This is a genomic window from Microbispora siamensis (assembly GCF_016863095.1).
In the GTDB taxonomy this organism is placed as follows: Bacteria; Actinomycetota; Actinomycetes; order Streptosporangiales; family Streptosporangiaceae; genus Microbispora; species Microbispora siamensis.
On the sequence record NZ_BOOF01000004.1, the window covers coordinates 393,586 to 411,163 of the forward strand.

13 protein-coding genes and 2 tRNA genes are annotated in these 17,578 nt (G+C 71.9%); 7 read left to right on the plus strand and 8 right to left on the minus strand.

Translation table 11 applies throughout. The features are described 5' to 3' along the window. The first annotated feature begins 5 nt into the window (after positions 1-5). The gene (locus Msi02_RS06220; RefSeq protein ID WP_204047442.1) at positions 6-1,694 is read left to right on the plus strand and encodes a hydantoinase B/oxoprolinase family protein; all 1,689 of its coding nucleotides are present in this window, start codon (positions 6-8) and stop codon (positions 1,692-1,694) included. Between the two features lie 94 nt (positions 1,695-1,788). Next, complete coding sequence (locus Msi02_RS06225; protein ID WP_204047443.1) at positions 1,789-2,886, plus strand: LacI family DNA-binding transcriptional regulator; 1,098 nt, start codon at positions 1,789-1,791, stop codon at positions 2,884-2,886. Here the strand turns inward: Msi02_RS06225 and Msi02_RS06230 are convergent, their stop codons facing one another. Further along, entirely contained in the window at positions 2,887-4,368 is a 1,482-nt protein-coding gene (locus Msi02_RS06230) for a glycoside hydrolase 5 family protein (RefSeq protein WP_204047444.1), read from the minus strand. A gap of 64 nt (positions 4,369-4,432) precedes the next feature. On the opposite strand from Msi02_RS06230, the gene Msi02_RS06235 reads away from it, so the two are divergent. Together Msi02_RS06235 and Msi02_RS06240 are read left to right on the plus strand one after the other, a co-directional pair. Continuing rightward, positions 4,433-5,146 (plus strand): TetR/AcrR family transcriptional regulator, encoded by a 714-nt coding sequence (locus tag Msi02_RS06235; protein WP_204047445.1) that lies wholly within the window; start codon positions 4,433-4,435, stop codon positions 5,144-5,146. A 241-nt stretch (positions 5,147-5,387) separates the two neighbouring features. Continuing rightward, on the plus strand, positions 5,388-9,365 hold the full coding sequence (locus tag Msi02_RS06240; protein WP_204047446.1) for a discoidin domain-containing protein: 3,978 nt from the start codon (positions 5,388-5,390) through the stop codon (positions 9,363-9,365). A 51-nt stretch (positions 9,366-9,416) separates the two neighbouring features. Here Msi02_RS06240 and Msi02_RS06245 read toward each other — a convergent pair whose 3' ends face one another. The 6 genes from Msi02_RS06245 to Msi02_RS06270 all read right to left on the minus strand — a co-directional run bounded on the left by Msi02_RS06245 (position 9,417) and on the right by Msi02_RS06270 (position 13,990). Beyond that, a complete protein-coding gene (locus tag Msi02_RS06245) occupies positions 9,417-9,974 on the minus strand; it encodes an SMI1/KNR4 family protein (protein WP_204047447.1) in 558 nt (185 codons plus the stop codon). Next, positions 9,944-10,837 carry an SMI1/KNR4 family protein gene (locus Msi02_RS06250; RefSeq protein WP_204047448.1) on the minus strand — a complete coding sequence of 298 codons (894 nt, stop codon included), beginning with the start codon at positions 10,835-10,837 and terminating at the stop codon, positions 9,944-9,946. The genes Msi02_RS06245 and Msi02_RS06250 overlap by 31 nt, the downstream gene beginning before the upstream one ends. Before the next feature lie 9 nt (positions 10,838-10,846). Then, positions 10,847-12,349 (minus strand): HEAT repeat domain-containing protein, encoded by a 1,503-nt coding sequence (locus tag Msi02_RS06255; RefSeq protein WP_204047449.1) that lies wholly within the window; start codon positions 12,347-12,349, stop codon positions 10,847-10,849. Positions 12,350-12,375: 26 nt separating this feature from the next. Further along, positions 12,376-12,447 (minus strand) — tRNA-Pro (locus Msi02_RS06260). A gap of 15 nt (positions 12,448-12,462) precedes the next feature. Then, positions 12,463-12,535, minus strand: a tRNA-Arg gene (locus tag Msi02_RS06265). Between the two features lie 42 nt (positions 12,536-12,577). Further along, entirely contained in the window at positions 12,578-13,990 is a 1,413-nt protein-coding gene (locus Msi02_RS06270) for a hypothetical protein (RefSeq protein WP_204047450.1), read from the minus strand. 103 nt (positions 13,991-14,093) lie between these two features. On the opposite strand from Msi02_RS06270, the gene Msi02_RS06275 reads away from it, so the two are divergent. Beyond that, positions 14,094-14,618 carry a GNAT family N-acetyltransferase gene (locus Msi02_RS06275; RefSeq protein ID WP_204047451.1) on the plus strand — a complete coding sequence of 175 codons (525 nt, stop codon included), beginning with the start codon at positions 14,094-14,096 and terminating at the stop codon, positions 14,616-14,618. Positions 14,619-14,672: 54 nt separating this feature from the next. Here Msi02_RS06275 and Msi02_RS06280 read toward each other — a convergent pair whose 3' ends face one another. Further along, on the minus strand, positions 14,673-15,236 hold the full coding sequence (locus Msi02_RS06280; protein WP_204047452.1) for a TetR/AcrR family transcriptional regulator: 564 nt from the start codon (positions 15,234-15,236) through the stop codon (positions 14,673-14,675). A 77-nt stretch (positions 15,237-15,313) separates the two neighbouring features. Here Msi02_RS06280 and Msi02_RS06285 point away from each other — a divergent pair, with 77 nt between their 5' ends. Then, positions 15,314-16,543, plus strand: a complete 1,230-nt coding sequence (locus Msi02_RS06285; protein WP_204047453.1) for a CynX/NimT family MFS transporter — start codon at positions 15,314-15,316, stop codon at positions 16,541-16,543. 24 nt (positions 16,544-16,567) lie between these two features. Then, the gene (locus tag Msi02_RS06290; protein WP_204047454.1) at positions 16,568-17,572 is read left to right on the plus strand and encodes a DUF2332 domain-containing protein; all 1,005 of its coding nucleotides are present in this window, start codon (positions 16,568-16,570) and stop codon (positions 17,570-17,572) included. The last annotated feature ends 6 nt before the right edge of the window (positions 17,573-17,578 follow it).

Genomic DNA, 17,578 nt, shown 5'->3' on the forward strand with positions numbered 1-17,578 from the left:
CCGGCATGAGACGAACCGACCCGATCACCACGGAGGTCATCCGGCACGCCCTGGAGACCATCGCGGAGGAGATGGGCACCGCGCTGCGCCGCACCGCGCTCAGCGTCGTGGTGAAGGACATGCGCGACTACAGTTGCGCGGTCTTCGACCGGTCGGGCCGGCTGCTCGCCGCCGCGCTGGACATCCCGACGCTGCTCGCCTCGATGTCCCCCGCGCTGCGGGCCTGCCTCGACAAGTGGGGCGAAGACATCCACCCCGGCGACGTCTTCCTCAGCAACCATCCCTACCTGGGGGCCTGCCAGACCAACGACCTCAACCTGTTCGTCCCGGTCTTCGACGGCGACGAGCGGCTCATCGGCTTCACCGGCGCCATCGCGCACCACGCCGACTGGGGCGGGGTCGTGCCCGGCACGGCGGCGGCCACCAGCCGCAGCGCGTTCTACGAGGGCGTCATGCTGCCGGCGGTGAAGCTGGAGGTGCGCGGCGTCCCCGAGCCGAACGTCCGCGACATCATCACGGCCAACACCCGCCACCCGAAGCAGAACCACGGCGACCTGCGCGCCCAGGTCGCCGCCGCCCGCTCGGGCGCCCGCCGCTTCGCCCGCCTGGCCGAGCGGTACGGCACCGACACGCTGGTCACGGCGATCGACGATCTGATCGGTTACACGGCCGAGCGAACCCGGGCCGAGCTGGCGGCCCTGCCCGACGGGACGTACCGGGCCGAGGGGTGGCTGGACGACGACGGCATCAACCCCGGCGCGTCCGTCCGCCTCGCCGTCACGGTCACCATCGAGGGCGACGGCGCGCACGTCGACTTCTCCGGCTGCGATCCGCAGATGCCCGGCGGCATGAACATCCCCACGTCCACGACGCGGTCGGTCGTGCACTACGCGATCAAGTGCCTGCTGCCCGACGACGTGCCGTTCAACGAGGGGTCGATGGAGCCGGTGACCATCCACGCCCCGGAGGGCTCGGCGGTCAACCCGATCTTCCCCGCCGCGGTCGGCGACCGGCACCTGGCGTCCCAGCGGCTGGCGTCCGTCATGACCCGGGCGCTGGCCCCGGCGGCCCCGCACCGGGCGTCGGCGGAGTGGTTCGTCGGCTGGCCGGTGCTGATCTGCGAGTCGGCCTCGCCGAAGACCGGGGACGGCGTCGTGCTGCTCGCCAACGTCGCGGGTGGCGCGGGCGCCACCGCCTCGCACGACGGCGCGGACGCGGTCGACGTCCACATGGCCAACTGCGCGATCATCCCGGCGGAGGTGATCGAGTCGAGCTACCTCCTGCGCGTCGAGCGCTACGAGCTGAGGCCCGACAGTGGCGGCGCGGGGCGCACACGGGGCGGCCTGGGCATCCGCGCGGACTACCGGAACATCTCCGACGGGCCCATGCAGTTCCTCTCCGAGGCCGAGCAGAGCGACCCCGGTCACGTTCCGCAGGGGCTCGACGGCGGCCTGCCCGGCACCGCCGCCTCGATCGTCCTCATCCGCGAGGACGGCGAGGAGACCCCGCTCCCGGCGAAGGGGCAGCACGTCGCCGCACCGGGCGAGGTGGTGAGCCTGCGGGCCGGCGGCGGTGCCGGATTCGGCGACCCGGCGCTGCGCCCGAGGGAGGCCGTGGAGGCCGACCTGCGCAGCGGGCGGATCACCGCCCGCGCCGCGCGGGATCACTACAATCTCGCTGCGGCGGATCGCTGATGGGCGAGCCGCCGGCGCTTCCCGGGCGCGCCCGCGAACGCGATGACGGCCGGGATCCCGCCGGCGGCGACCGATACCGGGAAGAGGAGGATCCGTGACCGCATCCAGCAGGCCGCGGCGGGCGACGCTCCCGGACGTGGCGGCGCTGGCCGGTGTCTCCACGGCCGCCGCGGGGCGCGCGCTGGGAGGTTACGGAAGCGTCAGCGAGGACGTCCGGCGGCGGGTGACGGAGGCGGCGCGGCAGCTCAACTACCGCGCCAACCGCCTCGCCGCCAGCGTCCGCACCGGCAGGACCGACACCATCGGGGTCGTGTGCGCGGACATCGAGAGTCCCTTCTTCGCCCGCGCGCTGCGGGGGATCTCCGACGTCGCGCACGAGAACGGCTTCAGCACCCTCGTCACCAACAGTGACGAGGACCTCGCCAGCGAGCGTGAGGCGGTGCAGTTGCTCCTGCACAAGCAGGTGGACGGCATCATCTGCGCGCCCGCCGACGTCAAGCAGGTCGAGCATCTGGCACAGGCGCAGAGCGGCGGCACGCCCGTCGTCCTGTTCGACCGCGTGAGCGACCGGTTGGAGGCCGACGCCGTCATCGTGGACGGCATGAAGGCCGCCTACCAGGCCGTACGGCGGCTGCTCGACCTCGGCCACCGGCGCATCGCGATCGTGACGGAGCTGCGCCAGCCCCGGGAGCAGGACTGGGCGAGGTTCCTCACCCCGGAGGCCGAGGTGTCGCTGGGCGAGCTCAGCCCGAGCGAGGCCCGGCTGCTCGGCTATCTGCGGGCCCACTGGGACGCCGGGGTGCCGGTGCGCCGCGAGCTGGTCCGGCGCACCGGCACCTACGCCGCCGAGGCCGCCTACCAGCAGACCAAGCGCGTTCTCGCGCTGAAGAACCCGCCGACGGCGATCTTCACGGTGGACAACCTGATGACGGTCGGCGCCTACCGCGCGATCCGCGACCTCGGCGTCGTGGTGCCCGACCGGCTCTCGGTGGTGGCGTTCGACGACCTGGACTGGACCGTGCTGGTCTCCCCGGCCCTGAGCGTCATCGCGCAGCCGGTCTACGAGATGGGCGCGGAAGCGGCCCGGCGCCTGATCCGGCGCCTGCGCGACCCGGAGCCCGCGCCGCCCGCCACCCTGTTCATGGACGTCACGCTGGTCGAACGGGAGTCCGTCGCCCCGATCTCGTCATGATCAGGTTCCGCTGACGAACACCGGCGTGTCGGAGACGGCCGTGCGCAGCCGCCGGTCGCGGATCTCGACGGCGTGCGGCTCGCCGAACGCGTCCACGGCGGTCGCGGCGGAAGCGGGCCAGGGCCAGGAGACGGCGACGGGCGGCCGCTCCTCCCCGTCGGCCGTGTCGTCAACCGTGTCGTCGGCCGTGTCGCGCCGGTTCCACAGCACCAGTAGCGGCCCCCGTCCGGCACGCTCGACCTCGAACGCGTACAGGCCGGGCGGGTCGCCGGGCCGCACCCGGGTCACCCGGCGGGCCCCCGCGAGCTGCGCGGCGAGCAGGGCGAAGGTGTCCGCCGCCGGATGCCGGACCGCGAGTTCGCCGTCCCGGTAGCCGAGCATGGCGAGCTTGCCGAACATCAGGTGCATGATCTGCAGGGGATCGGCCGGTCCGGGGACCTCGGGCGCGAGGTTCCAGTAGAGGGTGCGGCGGACCCCGGCGGCGAGCGCCTCCAGGGTGCACGCGACGAGCTGGCGGCAGTTGATCCGGTGCCGTCTGGCCTCCAGCTCGGGCGGGCACCCCTCCATGAACATCACCAGCCGGGGCGGCAGCTGCGGCATCCGCGCGTACAACGCGGCCATGGCCCGTCGCTCGGGGGTGTCCTGCCGCGCCCTGGCGGCCAGTTCTTGGGTGCTCTGCACCTGTGCGGCCCCGGCGAAGGCCTCGGCGAACACCTCGTACATGACGGCCTGGGCGTCGGGGAACTCGAACGGCACGGGCGCGCCGTACTCGCCCACCACCACCGGCCTCAGACAGCCGTGCGCCCGCATCAGCTCCCGCACGGCCTCGATGTGGGCGGGGACCGCGGCGGCGTCGCCGTACAGGTGCACGTCGAACAGGTCGAAGGCGTCACGGCCGCCGGACACCACCTGCTCGAAGAAGCGCCACGGCTCGCTTCCCGCCTCGCCGGAGAGTACGTCGTAGCCGCACCCGCCGAGCACCACGGCGGCCGCGGGGTCGGCCTCCTTGACCGCGGCGTACATGACCTTGAGCTGCGCGACGTACTCGTCGGCGGTCCCGGCCCACAGCAGGTCGGTGTTGCTCGGCTCGTTGTCGCACTGCCAGTAGCGCACCCGGCCGGCGCAGCGGCGCACCACCCGGCGTACGAACTCCGCGTAGGCGTTCAGGTCGTTCGCGGGGGAGGGCGGCAGGAAGTCGGTCGGCGTCCTGGTCGCCCACGGGGAGCTGGAGCACAGCGTGATCCACACCTCCTCGTCGCCGTCGAGCTGGCCGAGCAGCGCGTCGACCACCTCCCAGAGGTAGCGGCCCGGCTCGGGCTCGACCTGGCTCCAGTACACGTACGCCCGCACGATCCCGGCGCCCAGCGATCGGGCCTGGGGGACGAACGTGCCGGGCGGGCCGAACAGGCCGTAGCTGACGCCCCTCACGACGCCCAGCCGGATCCCCGGCGGTTCGTACGCGTCGGTCGCCGCCTGCGTCATCAGTACCTCCGGTCCTGGGGAAGTTTATGTCGTACACGAAGAGTTTATTGCGTAAACTCGGAACGTGGGTGAGGGAGAGACGACCGCGTTCCCGCTGATCTGGACTCAGCCGCCGCCGCGCAGGCGCGGGCTGGACCGGGAGAAGATCGTGGCGGCGGCGATCCGCGTCGCCGACGAGGCCGGGCTGGACGGCCTGACGATGAAGGCGGTCGCCGCCGGCCTCGGGCCGTACTCGCCGATGGCGCTCTATCGCCACGTGCACAGCAAGGAGGGCCTGTTCGACCTCATGCTCGACGCGGCCACCGCCGAGATCCCGCTGCCCGGGGAGCCTGGCGGGGACTGGCGTGACGACCTGCGCACGCTCGCCCTGGAGACCCGGCGGATGACGGCCCGGCACCCCTGGTTCGCTGTGCTGGTCCACGCCCGCCCTCCGGCCGGTCCGCACATGATGCGCAGGCTGGAGTTCATGCTCACCGTCCTCGTACGGCAGGGGGCGACCGTCGGCGAGGCCATGACCTACGCGGCGCTGATCGACAGGCACGTCTTCGGCAGCGCCCTGCAGGAGAGCGAGGAGGCCCGCCAGGAGCGGCGCCACGGCCTGGACGACGACGCCCGGCTGTACGCCGCCATCGCGGCGCTCCGCGAACTGGCCGCCGCCGACGGCCGCCTGCCTCACCTCACGGAATGGCTCACCCACCCGGCCGGTCCCACACCGGAGGAACGCTTCGCGATCGGGCTCGACTTCGTCCTCGACGGCATCGCGGGCCGGCTGCCCTGACCGCGCGGCGTCCCGGCGCTTCGCGCAAGATCACGAAAACCTTTTCGCGATGTTCGGTCCACCTCTGAACTGGACTTACGTCATGACCGTTGACAGCGACTGAGGTTTCTTTTACGTTACCGAAAACCTTTTAGTTCGTTTCGTGCGTCGCGGGGGGATGCCGGAAGGAGAGGTCATGAAGCCACGTTGGCGGACCCCGGCGGCAGCCGGGCTGTTAACGCTGACAGTGTTGAGCGGCAGGATGTTAACGCTCACAACTCCGGCGTCCGCCGCGCCGGAGATCCTGCCGGCGCAGTCCCAGGACCAGCTCGGCCTGCCGGTCTTCACCGGCGGCGACCCGGTCCCCGACGAGCCGGTGAGCTACGACCCGCGACGCATGATGCGGGCCATCTACGACAAGGAGAAGGGCGGCGACTCCTACTGGATCGACCGCATGCTGGCCCGCAAGGGCGACGACCCGGCCGGCCCGTGGCTGATGAGCCGGGGCAGGGCGGCGTTCATGAAGGAGCACGACCCCGCCGTCATCGGGTTCGGCGGCAGCCTCGCCTACTGGGAGAGCATCGACAACCGCGACGCGTACGCCGTGGATCTGGGCACCGCCCTGCGGGAGAACGTCGCCGAGCGGCTGCAGATGCCCAGCCACTGGGAGGGCGTCTACACCGGCGACGGGCTGTCGGTCGTGGTCAGGAAGTTCATCACGCATGAGAACGTGCTGGTCACCACGCTTGAGATCACCAACACCGGCGCCGCGCAACGCTCGGTGCCGGTGACCGTGACCTCGCCGTACGCGAAGACGGCGGACGGCGACCGCGAGCTGACCGGGGTCGTGACCGCCAAGAACCGGCTCACCACGATCTTCCCCAGGCTCAGCGGCGACGGCCTGAAGGTGGACGGCGCCGCGCTGAAGGGCACGCTGACCATCGCCCCGGGCAAGACCGTGCGCACCAAGGTCCAGCTCGGGCTGGTCACCGAGGAACTGCCGGGCTCCCGCGAGGAGTACGACGGCTACAAGGGACGCTCGCCGGAGAAGGCGCTGACCAGGCAGTTGAAGGACTACAACGCCTGGTGGGCGGACAACGTGCCCTACATGGACGTGCCGGACGAGAACATCAAGAAGTTCGTCTACTACCGCTGGTGGTTGATGCGCTTCAACTTCCTCGATGCGGACATCCCGGGCAACGACTTCCAGTTCCCCACGTCGGTCGAGGGCGCGCTCGGCTACAACAACGCGATCGTGCTGACCGTGCCGATGTTCATCCAGGACCTCAAGTATCTGCGCGACCCCATCTACTCCTACGGGCCGTGGGTGTCGGCGGGCGAGGTCTCCAAGAACTCCAAGTACACCGACAACCCCGGTGACCCGGAGAACTGGAGCAACAGCTACACCCAGTACATCTCGGCCAGCGCCCTGGAGAGCTACCGCCTGCACGGCGGACAGCCCGGCATCCTGCGCAACCTGGCGCGGTACGCCGAGAAGGACGTCTACGGCCAGCTCAACGCGTACGACTCCAACAAGAACGGCGTCATCGAGTACGACTGGGAGGCGATGACGGGCAACGACGCGGACGCCGTGTCGTTCCACTACTACGGCGGCGCCAACGAGCGGGCCGAGGGCGCCTACGTCTACGCCAACGCGATGGCCGCCGCGAAGGCGTACGAGCTGATCGGCGACAGCGCCAAGGCGGCCGAGATGCGCGGCGTGGCCGACAAGGTCAAGAACGGCGTCCTGACGCTGCTGTGGGACGACAAGGACAAGGTGTTCAAGCACCGCGACCTGCGCACGGGCAACCTGATCCCGTGGAAGGAGTCCAACAACTACATCCCGTTCGCCACCGGGCTGGTGCCGGCCGACGAGCCGAAGTACCGCGAGGCGCTGCGGCTGTGGACCGACCCCGCCGAGTATCCGATCTTCCCCTTCTACACGGCCAACCAGAAGGACAAGGCCGAGGCGGCCGCCCAGGGCAAGCCGGGGTCGAACAACTTCTCCCAGATCAACTCCACCCGGGACTTCTCGCTGTTCTCCAAGGCGCTGCACGAGTACTCCTCGCCGTACATCACCCCGGAGATGTACAAGCAGTTGCTCTACTGGAACGCCTGGGCGCAGTTCGTCGGCGGCGACACCCGCTGGCCGGACGCCAACGAGTTCTGGGCGAACTGGAACCCGCAGACCAAGAGCATCGACTACCGCTCCTGGATCCACCACACCATCCTCGGCAGCAGCAACTGGACGGTCATCGAGGACGTCATGGGGCTGCGCCCGCGCGACGACGCGAAGGTCGAGCTGTGGCCGGTGGACATCGGCTGGGACCACTTCACGGTCAACGACATCGACTACCGGGGCCACGACCTGACCATCGTCTGGGACAAGCCGGACGGCGACGTGAAGTATCGCGGCGTGCCCGAGGGCTACTCGATCTTCATCGACGGCAAGCGCAAGGTCACCCTGGCGGGCCTGGCCCACGCCGTCTGGGACCCCGCGACGGGACGTGTCGAGGGTGGCCAGGTCCTGCACAGCGAGGCCGCGCACCAGCTCAAGGCGCCGACCGAGGTGAAGCTCAAGGGCGACAGGATCGAGGACCTCTTCGCCAAGGCCGGGGTGTCGCTCGACGGCGACGCGCCCAACCTGGTCAGGTCGGCCACCGCCTCGTACGGCGACCCGGCGGGCGCGGTGGACGGCTTCACGATCAACGAGCCCTACTGGGGGAGCAAGGGGTCGGGCAAGGCCTCCGACTGGCTGGAGGTGGACCTCGGCTCGGCGCGGCCCGTGGACGACGTGCGGCTGTACTTCTCCAACGACCGCAAGCCGGGCGGATACAGCGAGCCCGCGCTCTACACGATCCAGTACCTCGACGGGTCCGAATGGAAGGACGTGCCCGGTCAGGCCAAGTCGCCGGTCTACCCCCGGGCCAACCTCAACGAGGTGCGCTTCCCCTCGATCAGCACGGCGAAGCTGCGCGTGGTGGTCACGCACCGGCCGGGGTACGCCACCGGCCTGAAGGAGGTACAGGCGTTCTCCAGCGGCGGCAGGGCGCCGTCCGCCGAGAACCGGGCACCGTACGCGCTGGTCGTGCGGGACGAGAGCGTGAACCGGCCGGGGCAGGTGCGCCTGAACGCGGTGGTCAAGGACGACGGGCTGCCGTCCGGGCAGCTCACCGCCGCCTGGGACCTCGTGGACGGGCCGGGTGAGGCGTTCTTCAGCGACCCGTCCGGTGCGACGGGCACGACGGTCTCGTTCACGAAGGCGGGCACCTACCGGGTGCGGCTTACCGCCGCGGACGGCGCGCTGACGACCCGGACGACGGTCACCGTCACGGCGACCGAGCAGGCCGAGGACGTGAACATCGCCGCGAACGCGACGCCCACCGCCTCCTACACCTCACCCTGGGAGAAGGTGAGCGCGGTCAACGACGGCATCGACCCGCCGCGGTCCAACGACGCCGTGAACCCCCGCTGGGGCACCTGGCCGCAGCAGGGCACGCAGTGGGTGCAGCTCGAATGGCCCGCACCTGTCAAGGTGAACAAGTCGGACGTCTACTTCTTCGACGACGGCGGCGGCGTCCGGGTCCCCGCCTCCTGGAAGATCCAGTACTGGGACGGCGCCGCGTTCAAGGACATCCAGGCCGACTATCCCGTCGCAGCCGACAAATACAACACCGTGTCGTTCGACCCGGTGACCACGACCCGGCTGCGCGTGGTGCTCGAGTCCGGGCAGGGCTCGGTCGGGCTGCTGGAGTGGAAGACGTACGCGGTGCGGCCCGACGGCGTGCGGCCCGTGCACGTGCCCACGCTGGTGAACACGCTGCCCGAGCTGCCGGCCTCGGTGGAGACCACGTACGCCGACGGCGGGCGGGGCACGGCCAAGGTCACCTGGCAGCCGGTCACGCTCGACCAGGTGAAGACCGGCGGCAGCAGCTTCACTGTCGCGGGCCTGGCCGAGGGCGTGCGCGACGCGGTCCACGCCACGGTCTACGTGCGCACCACCGACGCGGTCACCGTCACCTCGATCGCCGAGGAGAGCGTGACCACGCGGGCCGGAACCGCTCCGTCGCTGCCCGGCACCGTCGTCGCCACCTACAACGACGGCTCGAAGGACAGCCGGGTGAAGGTCACGTGGGACGCGGTCGATCCCGCGAGGTACGCCGCCCCGGGCACGTTCACCGTCACCGGCCACGTGGCCGGCAGCACGGTCGAGGCCAAGGCGGTGGTGACCGTCACCTGATCCGTGTTGTTCGGGGCAGCCCCCGGGCCCGCCTGACAGGGCCCGGGGGCGTCACCCCCGGGTGCTCTCCCACTCCAGTTCGCCCTTGACCACCTTCGGCCGCCAGCCGCGGATCGGCCTGCCGGTCTCCAGCGACCTCGCGGTCGCCTTCAGCAGGGCCAGATAGGACGGCCACACCACGTCGCCCTCCAGCGTGAGCCCCTCCTCGTTGAAGAACTCGCCGGTCTTCCCGGTGCGGGTGTCGACGAAGAGGTTCCCGCCGTCGTTGGCGTAGGCGAAGGGGATCAGGTGGCCGTTCCACCAGTCGTCGAGCAAGTCGTTCCCGTCGCCGCAGAGCATCTTCCACTCCGAGCGGATGTCCTTGGCGGACATCAGCTCGTAGAAGGGGGCGGGGCCGAACCCCCAGGAGCCCCCGCCGTCGTGCCGCAGCAGCGAGGCGCGCAGGTCGTGGGGGAAGCGCAGCCCCATCGCCGCCTCCGACCTGGCGATGTCCAGGGGGCGGGCCGGGGGCCGGAGCCGCTTGAACGTGACGGGCGCCCTGCGGGCCAGCCATCGCTCGACGCGCCGCCACACCGCGTTCACCTGGGCCGTGACGCGCGGGCCCGGCACTCGCACCCGGGGCGTACGGCGGGGCGGCAGGCACCCGCCGGCCCGCAACTCCTCCGCCGTCGGTTTCTCCGGCGTCGGCTCAGCCGTGGGCGTGGGGCTGGGGGACGGCCGGGGGCCGCCGGCGCAGCCCGGCCGCGCGGGGGCGGGGTCCTCGGCCCAGCGCAGCTCGCAGCCCGCCGTGACGACCGGATACCAGTCCCGCAGCGCCGCACCCCGTCGGCCGCGTCCAGGTCGCCCGCCATCACCAGGTCCTCGCACTTGCTCCCGTTGACGTAGTCGATGTCGGACGCCCCGAGCAGGCCGTACGACCGCGGGAGCCGGAACCCCGCCCCGAGGTTGCCGTCGGCGCCGTCATGCCGCAGGTAGGAGACGTACAGGTCGTCGGGCAGCCGGCGTCCGTGATCGGCCTCCCATCGGGCGAGGTCCTGCGGGTCGGCGCCGAACTTGAGCTTCCGCAGGGTGGCCGAGGCGTGCGCGCCCAGCCAGCGTTCGACGCGGTCCCACGCCTGGTTCACCCGGGCGGTGACCCCCGGATCGGGCGTACGCGGGACGTACGTGGGCTCGTTGCCCACGAAAACCGGCTCCTGCGTGTCCACGGTCAGGGCCCCGGCCGCGGCCCCGTCGTCCTCCCACTGGATCGGTGGGCAGCCGATGGCCTTCGCCTCCTCCGGGGTGAGGGCGTTGGCCTTGACCTTCGCTTCGAACTCGGGATCACCGCAAGACAGCGACATCGAATCGCCGGAGGACACGGACAGGCAGGTCACCGCCTCCTCCATGAGGTCCGGCTCGCCCATGAGCCCTGCCATCAGGAGCACGGCCACGAGCGCCGGCCGTACGATACGCGCCCACCGGAGTCCGATCACCCGCGCACTTTATCGATCTTGCTGGTCCGCTCGCAGGTGCCACTTGAGAATGCGCACGGTCCGCTCGCCCAGCACGTCGTACGCCCGCTCGATCAGCACCGCCAGCTCGCGGCGGAGCGGCTCGGGGGGTCCCACGTACGCGGTGGCCGCCTGCCGGTCGAGCCAGTTGCGCACGTCCGCCCGCGCCCGCTCGCGGAGCGACTCGTCCGGCCCCGCCAGCAGGATCAGGTCGGCCTTGAGGCGGTTCCACACGTGCGTCCCGGCGAGCAACCGGTAGGCCGCTCGCCGTACGTGAGGCGGGCGGCCACTGTCGAACAAGGGCCACAAGCGGTCCTCGGGCGGGGGCGCGGTGCGCAACGCCTCGGCGGCGCGGCGGACGACGATCGGCGCGGGATCGACGAGCATCGCGGCGAGGTCGACTTGCGCGCCCAGGCGGGACGCGGCACGTACGGCCTCTGCCCGCACGCGGGGGTTCTCGCCGGCCAGGTAAGGCAGGACGGTCGGGGCGTCGGCGGGAGTGCCGCACTCACCCAGCCCCGCGACCAGGTGTCGTAGTCCGTGGCCCGGTCGCTCGTTCAGCAGGCGGCGGTAGAACTCCGCCGGGTCGCCGCCGGCACGCCGGACCGCCCACTGCGCGGTCAGCCGCACCACCGAGGAGCCGTCGCCGAGCATCCGCTCTCCGTGCTCCGGCGCGCCGAGCCGCACCAGGGCGGTCAGCGCCGTGGCACGCACCTGGGCCGCCCGGTTCGCCAGCAGCACCCGCAGCAGCTCGGGACGGTCCAGCCCGGCGACCGCCTCCGCGCACAGCGTCCGGCAGGTCACGTCTTCCTCGTGCTGCGCCGCGTGAACCAGGTCCGCCTCGCCGAGACGCCCGCCGTCGAGGCAGGCCCGGTAGGCGAACCGGCGCGTGGGGATGTCGGCGCTGCTCCGCAGGGCCGTGAGGACCTCGCCGCACGCCCGCGTGATCGCGTCGCGCACCATGCGGACGACCGCTTCGCCGCGTCGCCGTCCCCCGAGCCGTACGGCGACCGGCGCGACGGTCTCCAGGACGGTCACGGTGGGCGTCGCGAGCGCCTGTTCCAGGACGTCCGCCGCCGCCGACCGCACCTCGGGCACCCAGTCGGCGGCCCGGATCACCAAGATCGGCAGCAGCCGTGGATCGTGGCGCATGGCGGGGTGCCGGACGGCGCGCTCCCGCTCGTGGCCGTCGTGGACGCAGGCCGCCGCCAGTACGGCGAGCGAGGTGTCCGGCATGGGGGGCTTGCGACGCAGGCGCCACAGCCCGCGCGGCTCAGGTGCCGTGGCGACTGTGGGTGCTTCGTACCACGTCGCACGCCGCGCGGGGTCGAGCTCGGACCACAGCCAGGGCGGGGCCGCCGCCAGGGCGTCGAGAGCGCGCTCGGCGTGCTCGCGATCGGCCGCCGCCCGGAGCAGTGCCGTCCACAGGTCCCACAGCACGTACAGGTGACCCGGCGCGGCCCTGGCGATGAGCGTCTCGACGGTTTCGACCACCTCACCATGATCCACGCTGTGGAGGTCCTCGCCGGCCGGGCTCGAACCGGCGTCCACCCGGGCCCGAGCCGGGCGCTCTACCGCTGAGCTACGACGAGGCCGCTCCATCGTGTTGGCACCGCCGGCCGGGCTCGAACCGGCGCCCACCCGGAAGAGCCGGGCGTTCTACCTCTGAACTACGGCGGGCCGGGTACCAGTCTGCTCGACCGTCCCCGGCCACGCCACGGATTAATCCGTCTCCACGATGGGAGGCAGGTCGCCGGTCACGACGCCGCCCTGAAGCCCGCGCAGGGCGTCCGGAGCCAGGTCGGGCCGGCCGGCCCTGCCGCTGAACACCCCGGCCCGGCGCAACAGGGCCGCCCACACCGGATCGGCGACGGCGACGCCGTGGACAAGCTCGGGGGTGGGCCGGAACACCGCGACACGACGCTTGGGCGCGGGCGCGGTCCAGCCCGACTTCTCCGGGTCGAGCCCCGCCGTACGGCAGGCCGCCTCGACGTCCGCGCGGGTGCAGGAGGCCGTGCCGTCCAGCACCTCCCACGGCGGCGGCAGCGCGGCCCAGACCCGGGTGCCGGGATCTACGTCGCCGCCGGTCGAGCGGTGCCAGGCCGCCAGGTCCGCGGCCATCAGCCGCATCGCCTTGCCGGGGCAGGACACGTCCAGCAACTCCAGGGCGTCCAGCGAGGCGAGGCATGCCAGCCACCCGGCACGGGCCGCGTTGTAGGCCCCCGCGACAGAGTTCCACGTGCTGGAGTCGTCGCCGGGCCGGACGATCATCGTCGTCCGGTCCATGGCCGGCCGCCAGCGCCGGCCCAGGAGCCGGGCAGTGTGCCGCATGACCGCGGACCACTGTCCGAGCAGTCGTCCCCGCTCGCCGTCGGTGAGGCGGTCCAGCACGTCGGATGTGGGCCGGACCTGCGCGATCATCCACCAGTCCGCATCGTCTCCGCATCGGCGGAGCAGGACTTCCGCGATCCCGTCGAACGGATTGTCCCGCCCGGAGAGGCTGAACTCGCGGCGCAGTTTGCGGCGCGCCGTGTAGTACGCGACGAAGCAGGCGGCGTCCGGGTCCGCGACGAACCTCTCCAGCGGAACGCGTGCGCCGAAGCCGGTGACAGCGATCAGCAGCAGCCGCCGCTTTTCCCGCTCGACCTCGAGCGTGTCCGCCTTCGCGGCGATGCGGCGCAGCATGCGGAACCGGCGGTTGTACTGCCGTTTCGACAGGTCCATCCCGGCGGCCTCCCGGGCCTCGCGGTTGAGCCGGTCGGCGAGGAAGTCGGTCCGGTCGGGCGTCCATTCGATGGTGCGCCCGACCGTGCCGGCGTACGCCAGCAGGGAGTCGGGGTCGTCGGGGTCCACCTCCGCCGGAGCGCCGAACAGCCGGGTGGCCGTGGCCACCTGACGCGCTCCGCCGACGGGACGCGCGTAGTCGCTCGACATCGAGGTGAACCACGCGGAGCCGCGCGAGGAGTGCCGGGCGGCACGGCCCAGCACGAGGCGCTCACGGACCGACAGCCGTCCGGCCAGCGCCTCGAGGATCAGTTCGGCGACGTCCTCCGGCCGGTAGCGGCGGTCCAGCGAGCCGTGCAGCTCGACGAGCGCGTCCCGGCGGGAGCGCCCGGAACCCTTGCGGTGCTTCATGCCCGCCATGATGGCCGCGTGTCCGCCCGGGAATCGATCGGTTATCCGGCGGCCCGCGAAAAGCCGTTGGGCGTAGGGGCTGGGAGGAGCGAGACTTCCAGGTATGGAGACCATCTCGGCGGCGCGGCTCACGCTGTGGCCGCTGACGGCGCAGGACGCGGACGAGATGGCGGAGGTGCTGGCGGGGGAGGAGCTGTACGCCTTCATCGGCGGAGCCGCGCCCACCCCGGCGGAACTACGCGCCCGGTACGCCGCGCTCGAAGCCCGCAGGTCCCCGGACGGACGGCAGGAGTGGCTCAACTGGATCATCCGCCGCGACACCGACGGACGGGCGGTCGGCTACGTGCAGGCCACCGTGATGGACGGCGGGCGGCGGGCCGAGGTGGCGTGGGTCGTGGGGACCGCCTGGCAGGGCCGGAGGTACGCCTCGGAGGCGGCGACAGCCCTCGCCGAATGGTTGCGTGCGCGCGGCGTCGCCCGCATCGAGGCCCACATCCACCCCGATCACCACGCGTCCATGACGGTGGCCAACCGGATCGGCCTGCTGCCCACCGATCATTTCGAGGACGGCGAGCGCCTGTGGACCTGGGAACGACCAGGCGGGGTGCGGCGGGAGGCCGGAGTCTGACCTTCGCGCATACGTGCGCCCATGGGGGTCGTCGTCCCGACGGGAGAGCGCCGATCAGCGGGAACGGAGACCGTCGAGCGCCACCTCGATGTACCGCCGCCAATCGCCCGCGGCGTTGCGGATGACCGCCGCCAGGCCGCAGATGACCATGTTGACGTCCCCGGTCGTCACCTCCCGCCCAACCGTGCCGTGCGCCTGCGCCCGGTCGAGCAGCTCCCCGGCGATGGCGAGCAGCGCCTCGCGGGTCTCTTCCCGCGGCTCGCCCGAGCCCATGGCCTTCTCGATGACCTCGGACATGCCGCGATCGTCCGCCAGCACCTCGCCCACGTGGTGCAGGAGACGGGCCAAGCCGTCAGCCGGATCATCGGCGTCGGCCAGCCGGCGTGCGGCGGCGATGATGTCGGCGGTCCGTTGCTCGGCGATGGCCTCGATCAGGGCCTCCCGGGTCGGGAACTTGCGATAGAGGGTCCCGACGCCGACGCCCGCCACTCGTGCGACCTCCGACATCTGCACGTCGTGGCCGGACTCGGCGAACAACGCGCGTGCCGCCTCCAGGACGCGATCTCGATTGCGCTCGGCGTCGGTACGCGTCCTGCGCCGCGGCTGCGGGGTTGACATCCCAAACGATCCTCTGCCTAGACTCCGATACGGAATGCGGATTCCTGATTCCGTATTATGCATGAGAGGTCGACACCATGTCGAAGGAGCGTTTCACCCTGCTCTCACCGCATCACGAGCGGTCGACGGGGCGTTCCGGCCGGGCGCTGCTGGTGTGGGGATTGCTGGTGGTGGCGGCGAACCTACGGCCGAGCTTGACCGCTGTCGGGCCGTTGCTGGATCGCGTGCAGGCCGATCTGGAACTGGCTCCGGCCGTGGCGGGTCTGCTGAGCACGCTGCCCTTGCTGGCGTTCGCGGTGATATCACCGATGGTTCCGCGGCTGGCGGCGCAGTGGGGACCCGAGCGGCTCCTCTGGGGTGCGCTCGTGGTGCTGACCCTCGGGATCGCCATCCGGTGGGCGCCGACGGCGATCGGGCTGTTCGCGGGGACCGTGCTGATCGGGTCGGGGATCGCCGTGGGCAACGTGCTGCTGCCGAGCCTGATCAAGCGTGACTTCCCCACGAGAGTGGGCCTGCTGACCAGCGCGTACGCCACGGTCATGGGGGCGGTCGCGGCGGTGGCCTCCGGGGTGGCGGTACCGATGCACCAGGTCGCCCCTGGTGGTTGGCACACGGCGTTGGGGTGCTGGATCGTTCCCGCGCTGGTGGCTGTCGTGCTGTGGCTCCCGCAGGTGCGGGCTTCGCGGCCGGCCGCGGAGACGGTTCGCGGACACCGGCTGCCGTGGAGATCGGCGCTGGCGTGGGCGGTCACGGCGTTCATGGGACTGCAGTCGCTGGGCTTCTACGTCGTCGTCACCTGGTTGCCTCAGGTGTTCCAGGACAGTGGAGTGAGCGCGGCGGCGGCGGGATGGCTGCTGTTCGTGTTCCAGGCGGTCGCGGTGGCGACGAGCCTGGCGGTGCCCGCCGCGCTGCGGTGGGCGCGTGACCAGCGTGCGGTGGCGACGGCGAGTTCGGTGGTCCTGCTCGCGGGCTACCTCGGGCTTCTGGCGGTGCCGGGATGGGCACTGCTGTGGAGCGTCGTCCTCGGACTGGGCGGCGGAGCCTGCCTGGTGCTCGCATTGGCCTTCCTCAGCCTGCGCGCCCAGGACGCGACCGTGGCGGGCGCGTTGTCGGCGATGGCGCAGTCGATCGGTTACCTGCTGGCCGCCGCAGGACCGGTGATTTTCGGGTTGCTGCACACCCTCGGCTCGGGCTGGCAGGCACCGATCATTCTGATGTGTGTCGCCGCGGCCGGCCAGGTGATCGTCGCGATGGTGGCCGGCCGGGGCACGGTGCCGCCGGCCGACGCCCCTTCGCCCGGGCGTTAACCCCGGCGCACTCCTCCTGGTTTGATGGAGGCTCCGGCGGTCCTCGGGGAGGCGGGCATGGAGACGGCGGAGTGGTACCGGTACTTCGCGGAGCGGGAGGTCAGGGGGCACAGCCCGGCCTACGAGGCGCTCGCCCTCGGGATCGCCGCCGACCCCGGGCTGCTCGAACTGATCGACGGTCTGCCGGAGCCGAAGAGACAGCCGAACCTGCTGCTTGCCGCCGTGCGCTTCCGCGGCGGGCCGTACGACGAGTTCGGCCGGTTCCGCGAGTGGACCGTACGCCACTGGGCCGAGGTGCGGGAGACGATGCTCGCCCGGCGGACGCAGACGAACGAGGCGGGCCGGTGCGCGAGCCTGCTGCCGGTGCTGGCGACGCTGCCGCAGCCGCTGGCCCTGGTGGAGGTGGGCGCCTCGGCGGGGCTGTGCCTCTACCCCGACCGCTACCGCTACCGATACGACGACGGGCCCGAGATCGGACCGGCAGAAAGCCCCGTCCTGCTCACCTGCCGGACGAACGGGAAGGTGCCGGTGCCGGAGCGCCTCCCCGAGGTCGTGTGGCGGGCCGGGCTGGATCTCAACCCCATCGACGTACGCGATGACGAGGCGGTGCGCTGGCTGGAGTGCCTGGTTTGGCCGGAACAGGAGGACCGGCTCGCGCGGCTGCGCGGGGCGGTGCGGATGGCGAGGCAGGACCCGCCGCGTCTGGTGCGCGGGGACGCCGCGGCGGCCCTGCCCGATCTCGTCGCCGCCGCGCCCGCCGGGGCGACGGTCGTCGTCTTCCACAGCGCGGTCATGCCCTACCTGGACGCCGGGGCGCGGGACCGCTTCGTGGCGCTCGTACGCGGCATTCGGGCAGGGGGCCTGCCGGTGCGGTGGATCTCCAACGAGGGCTCGCCCCGGCTGCCCTCCCTTCTTCCGAAGCTGACGGCCGACCTGCCGGAGCGGCGGCTGGCGTTCCTGCCCGCGCTCGACGGCGAGCCGCTCGCGATGGCCGGGCCGCACGGCGAGTGGCTGGACTGGCTCGCCTGAGGAGCC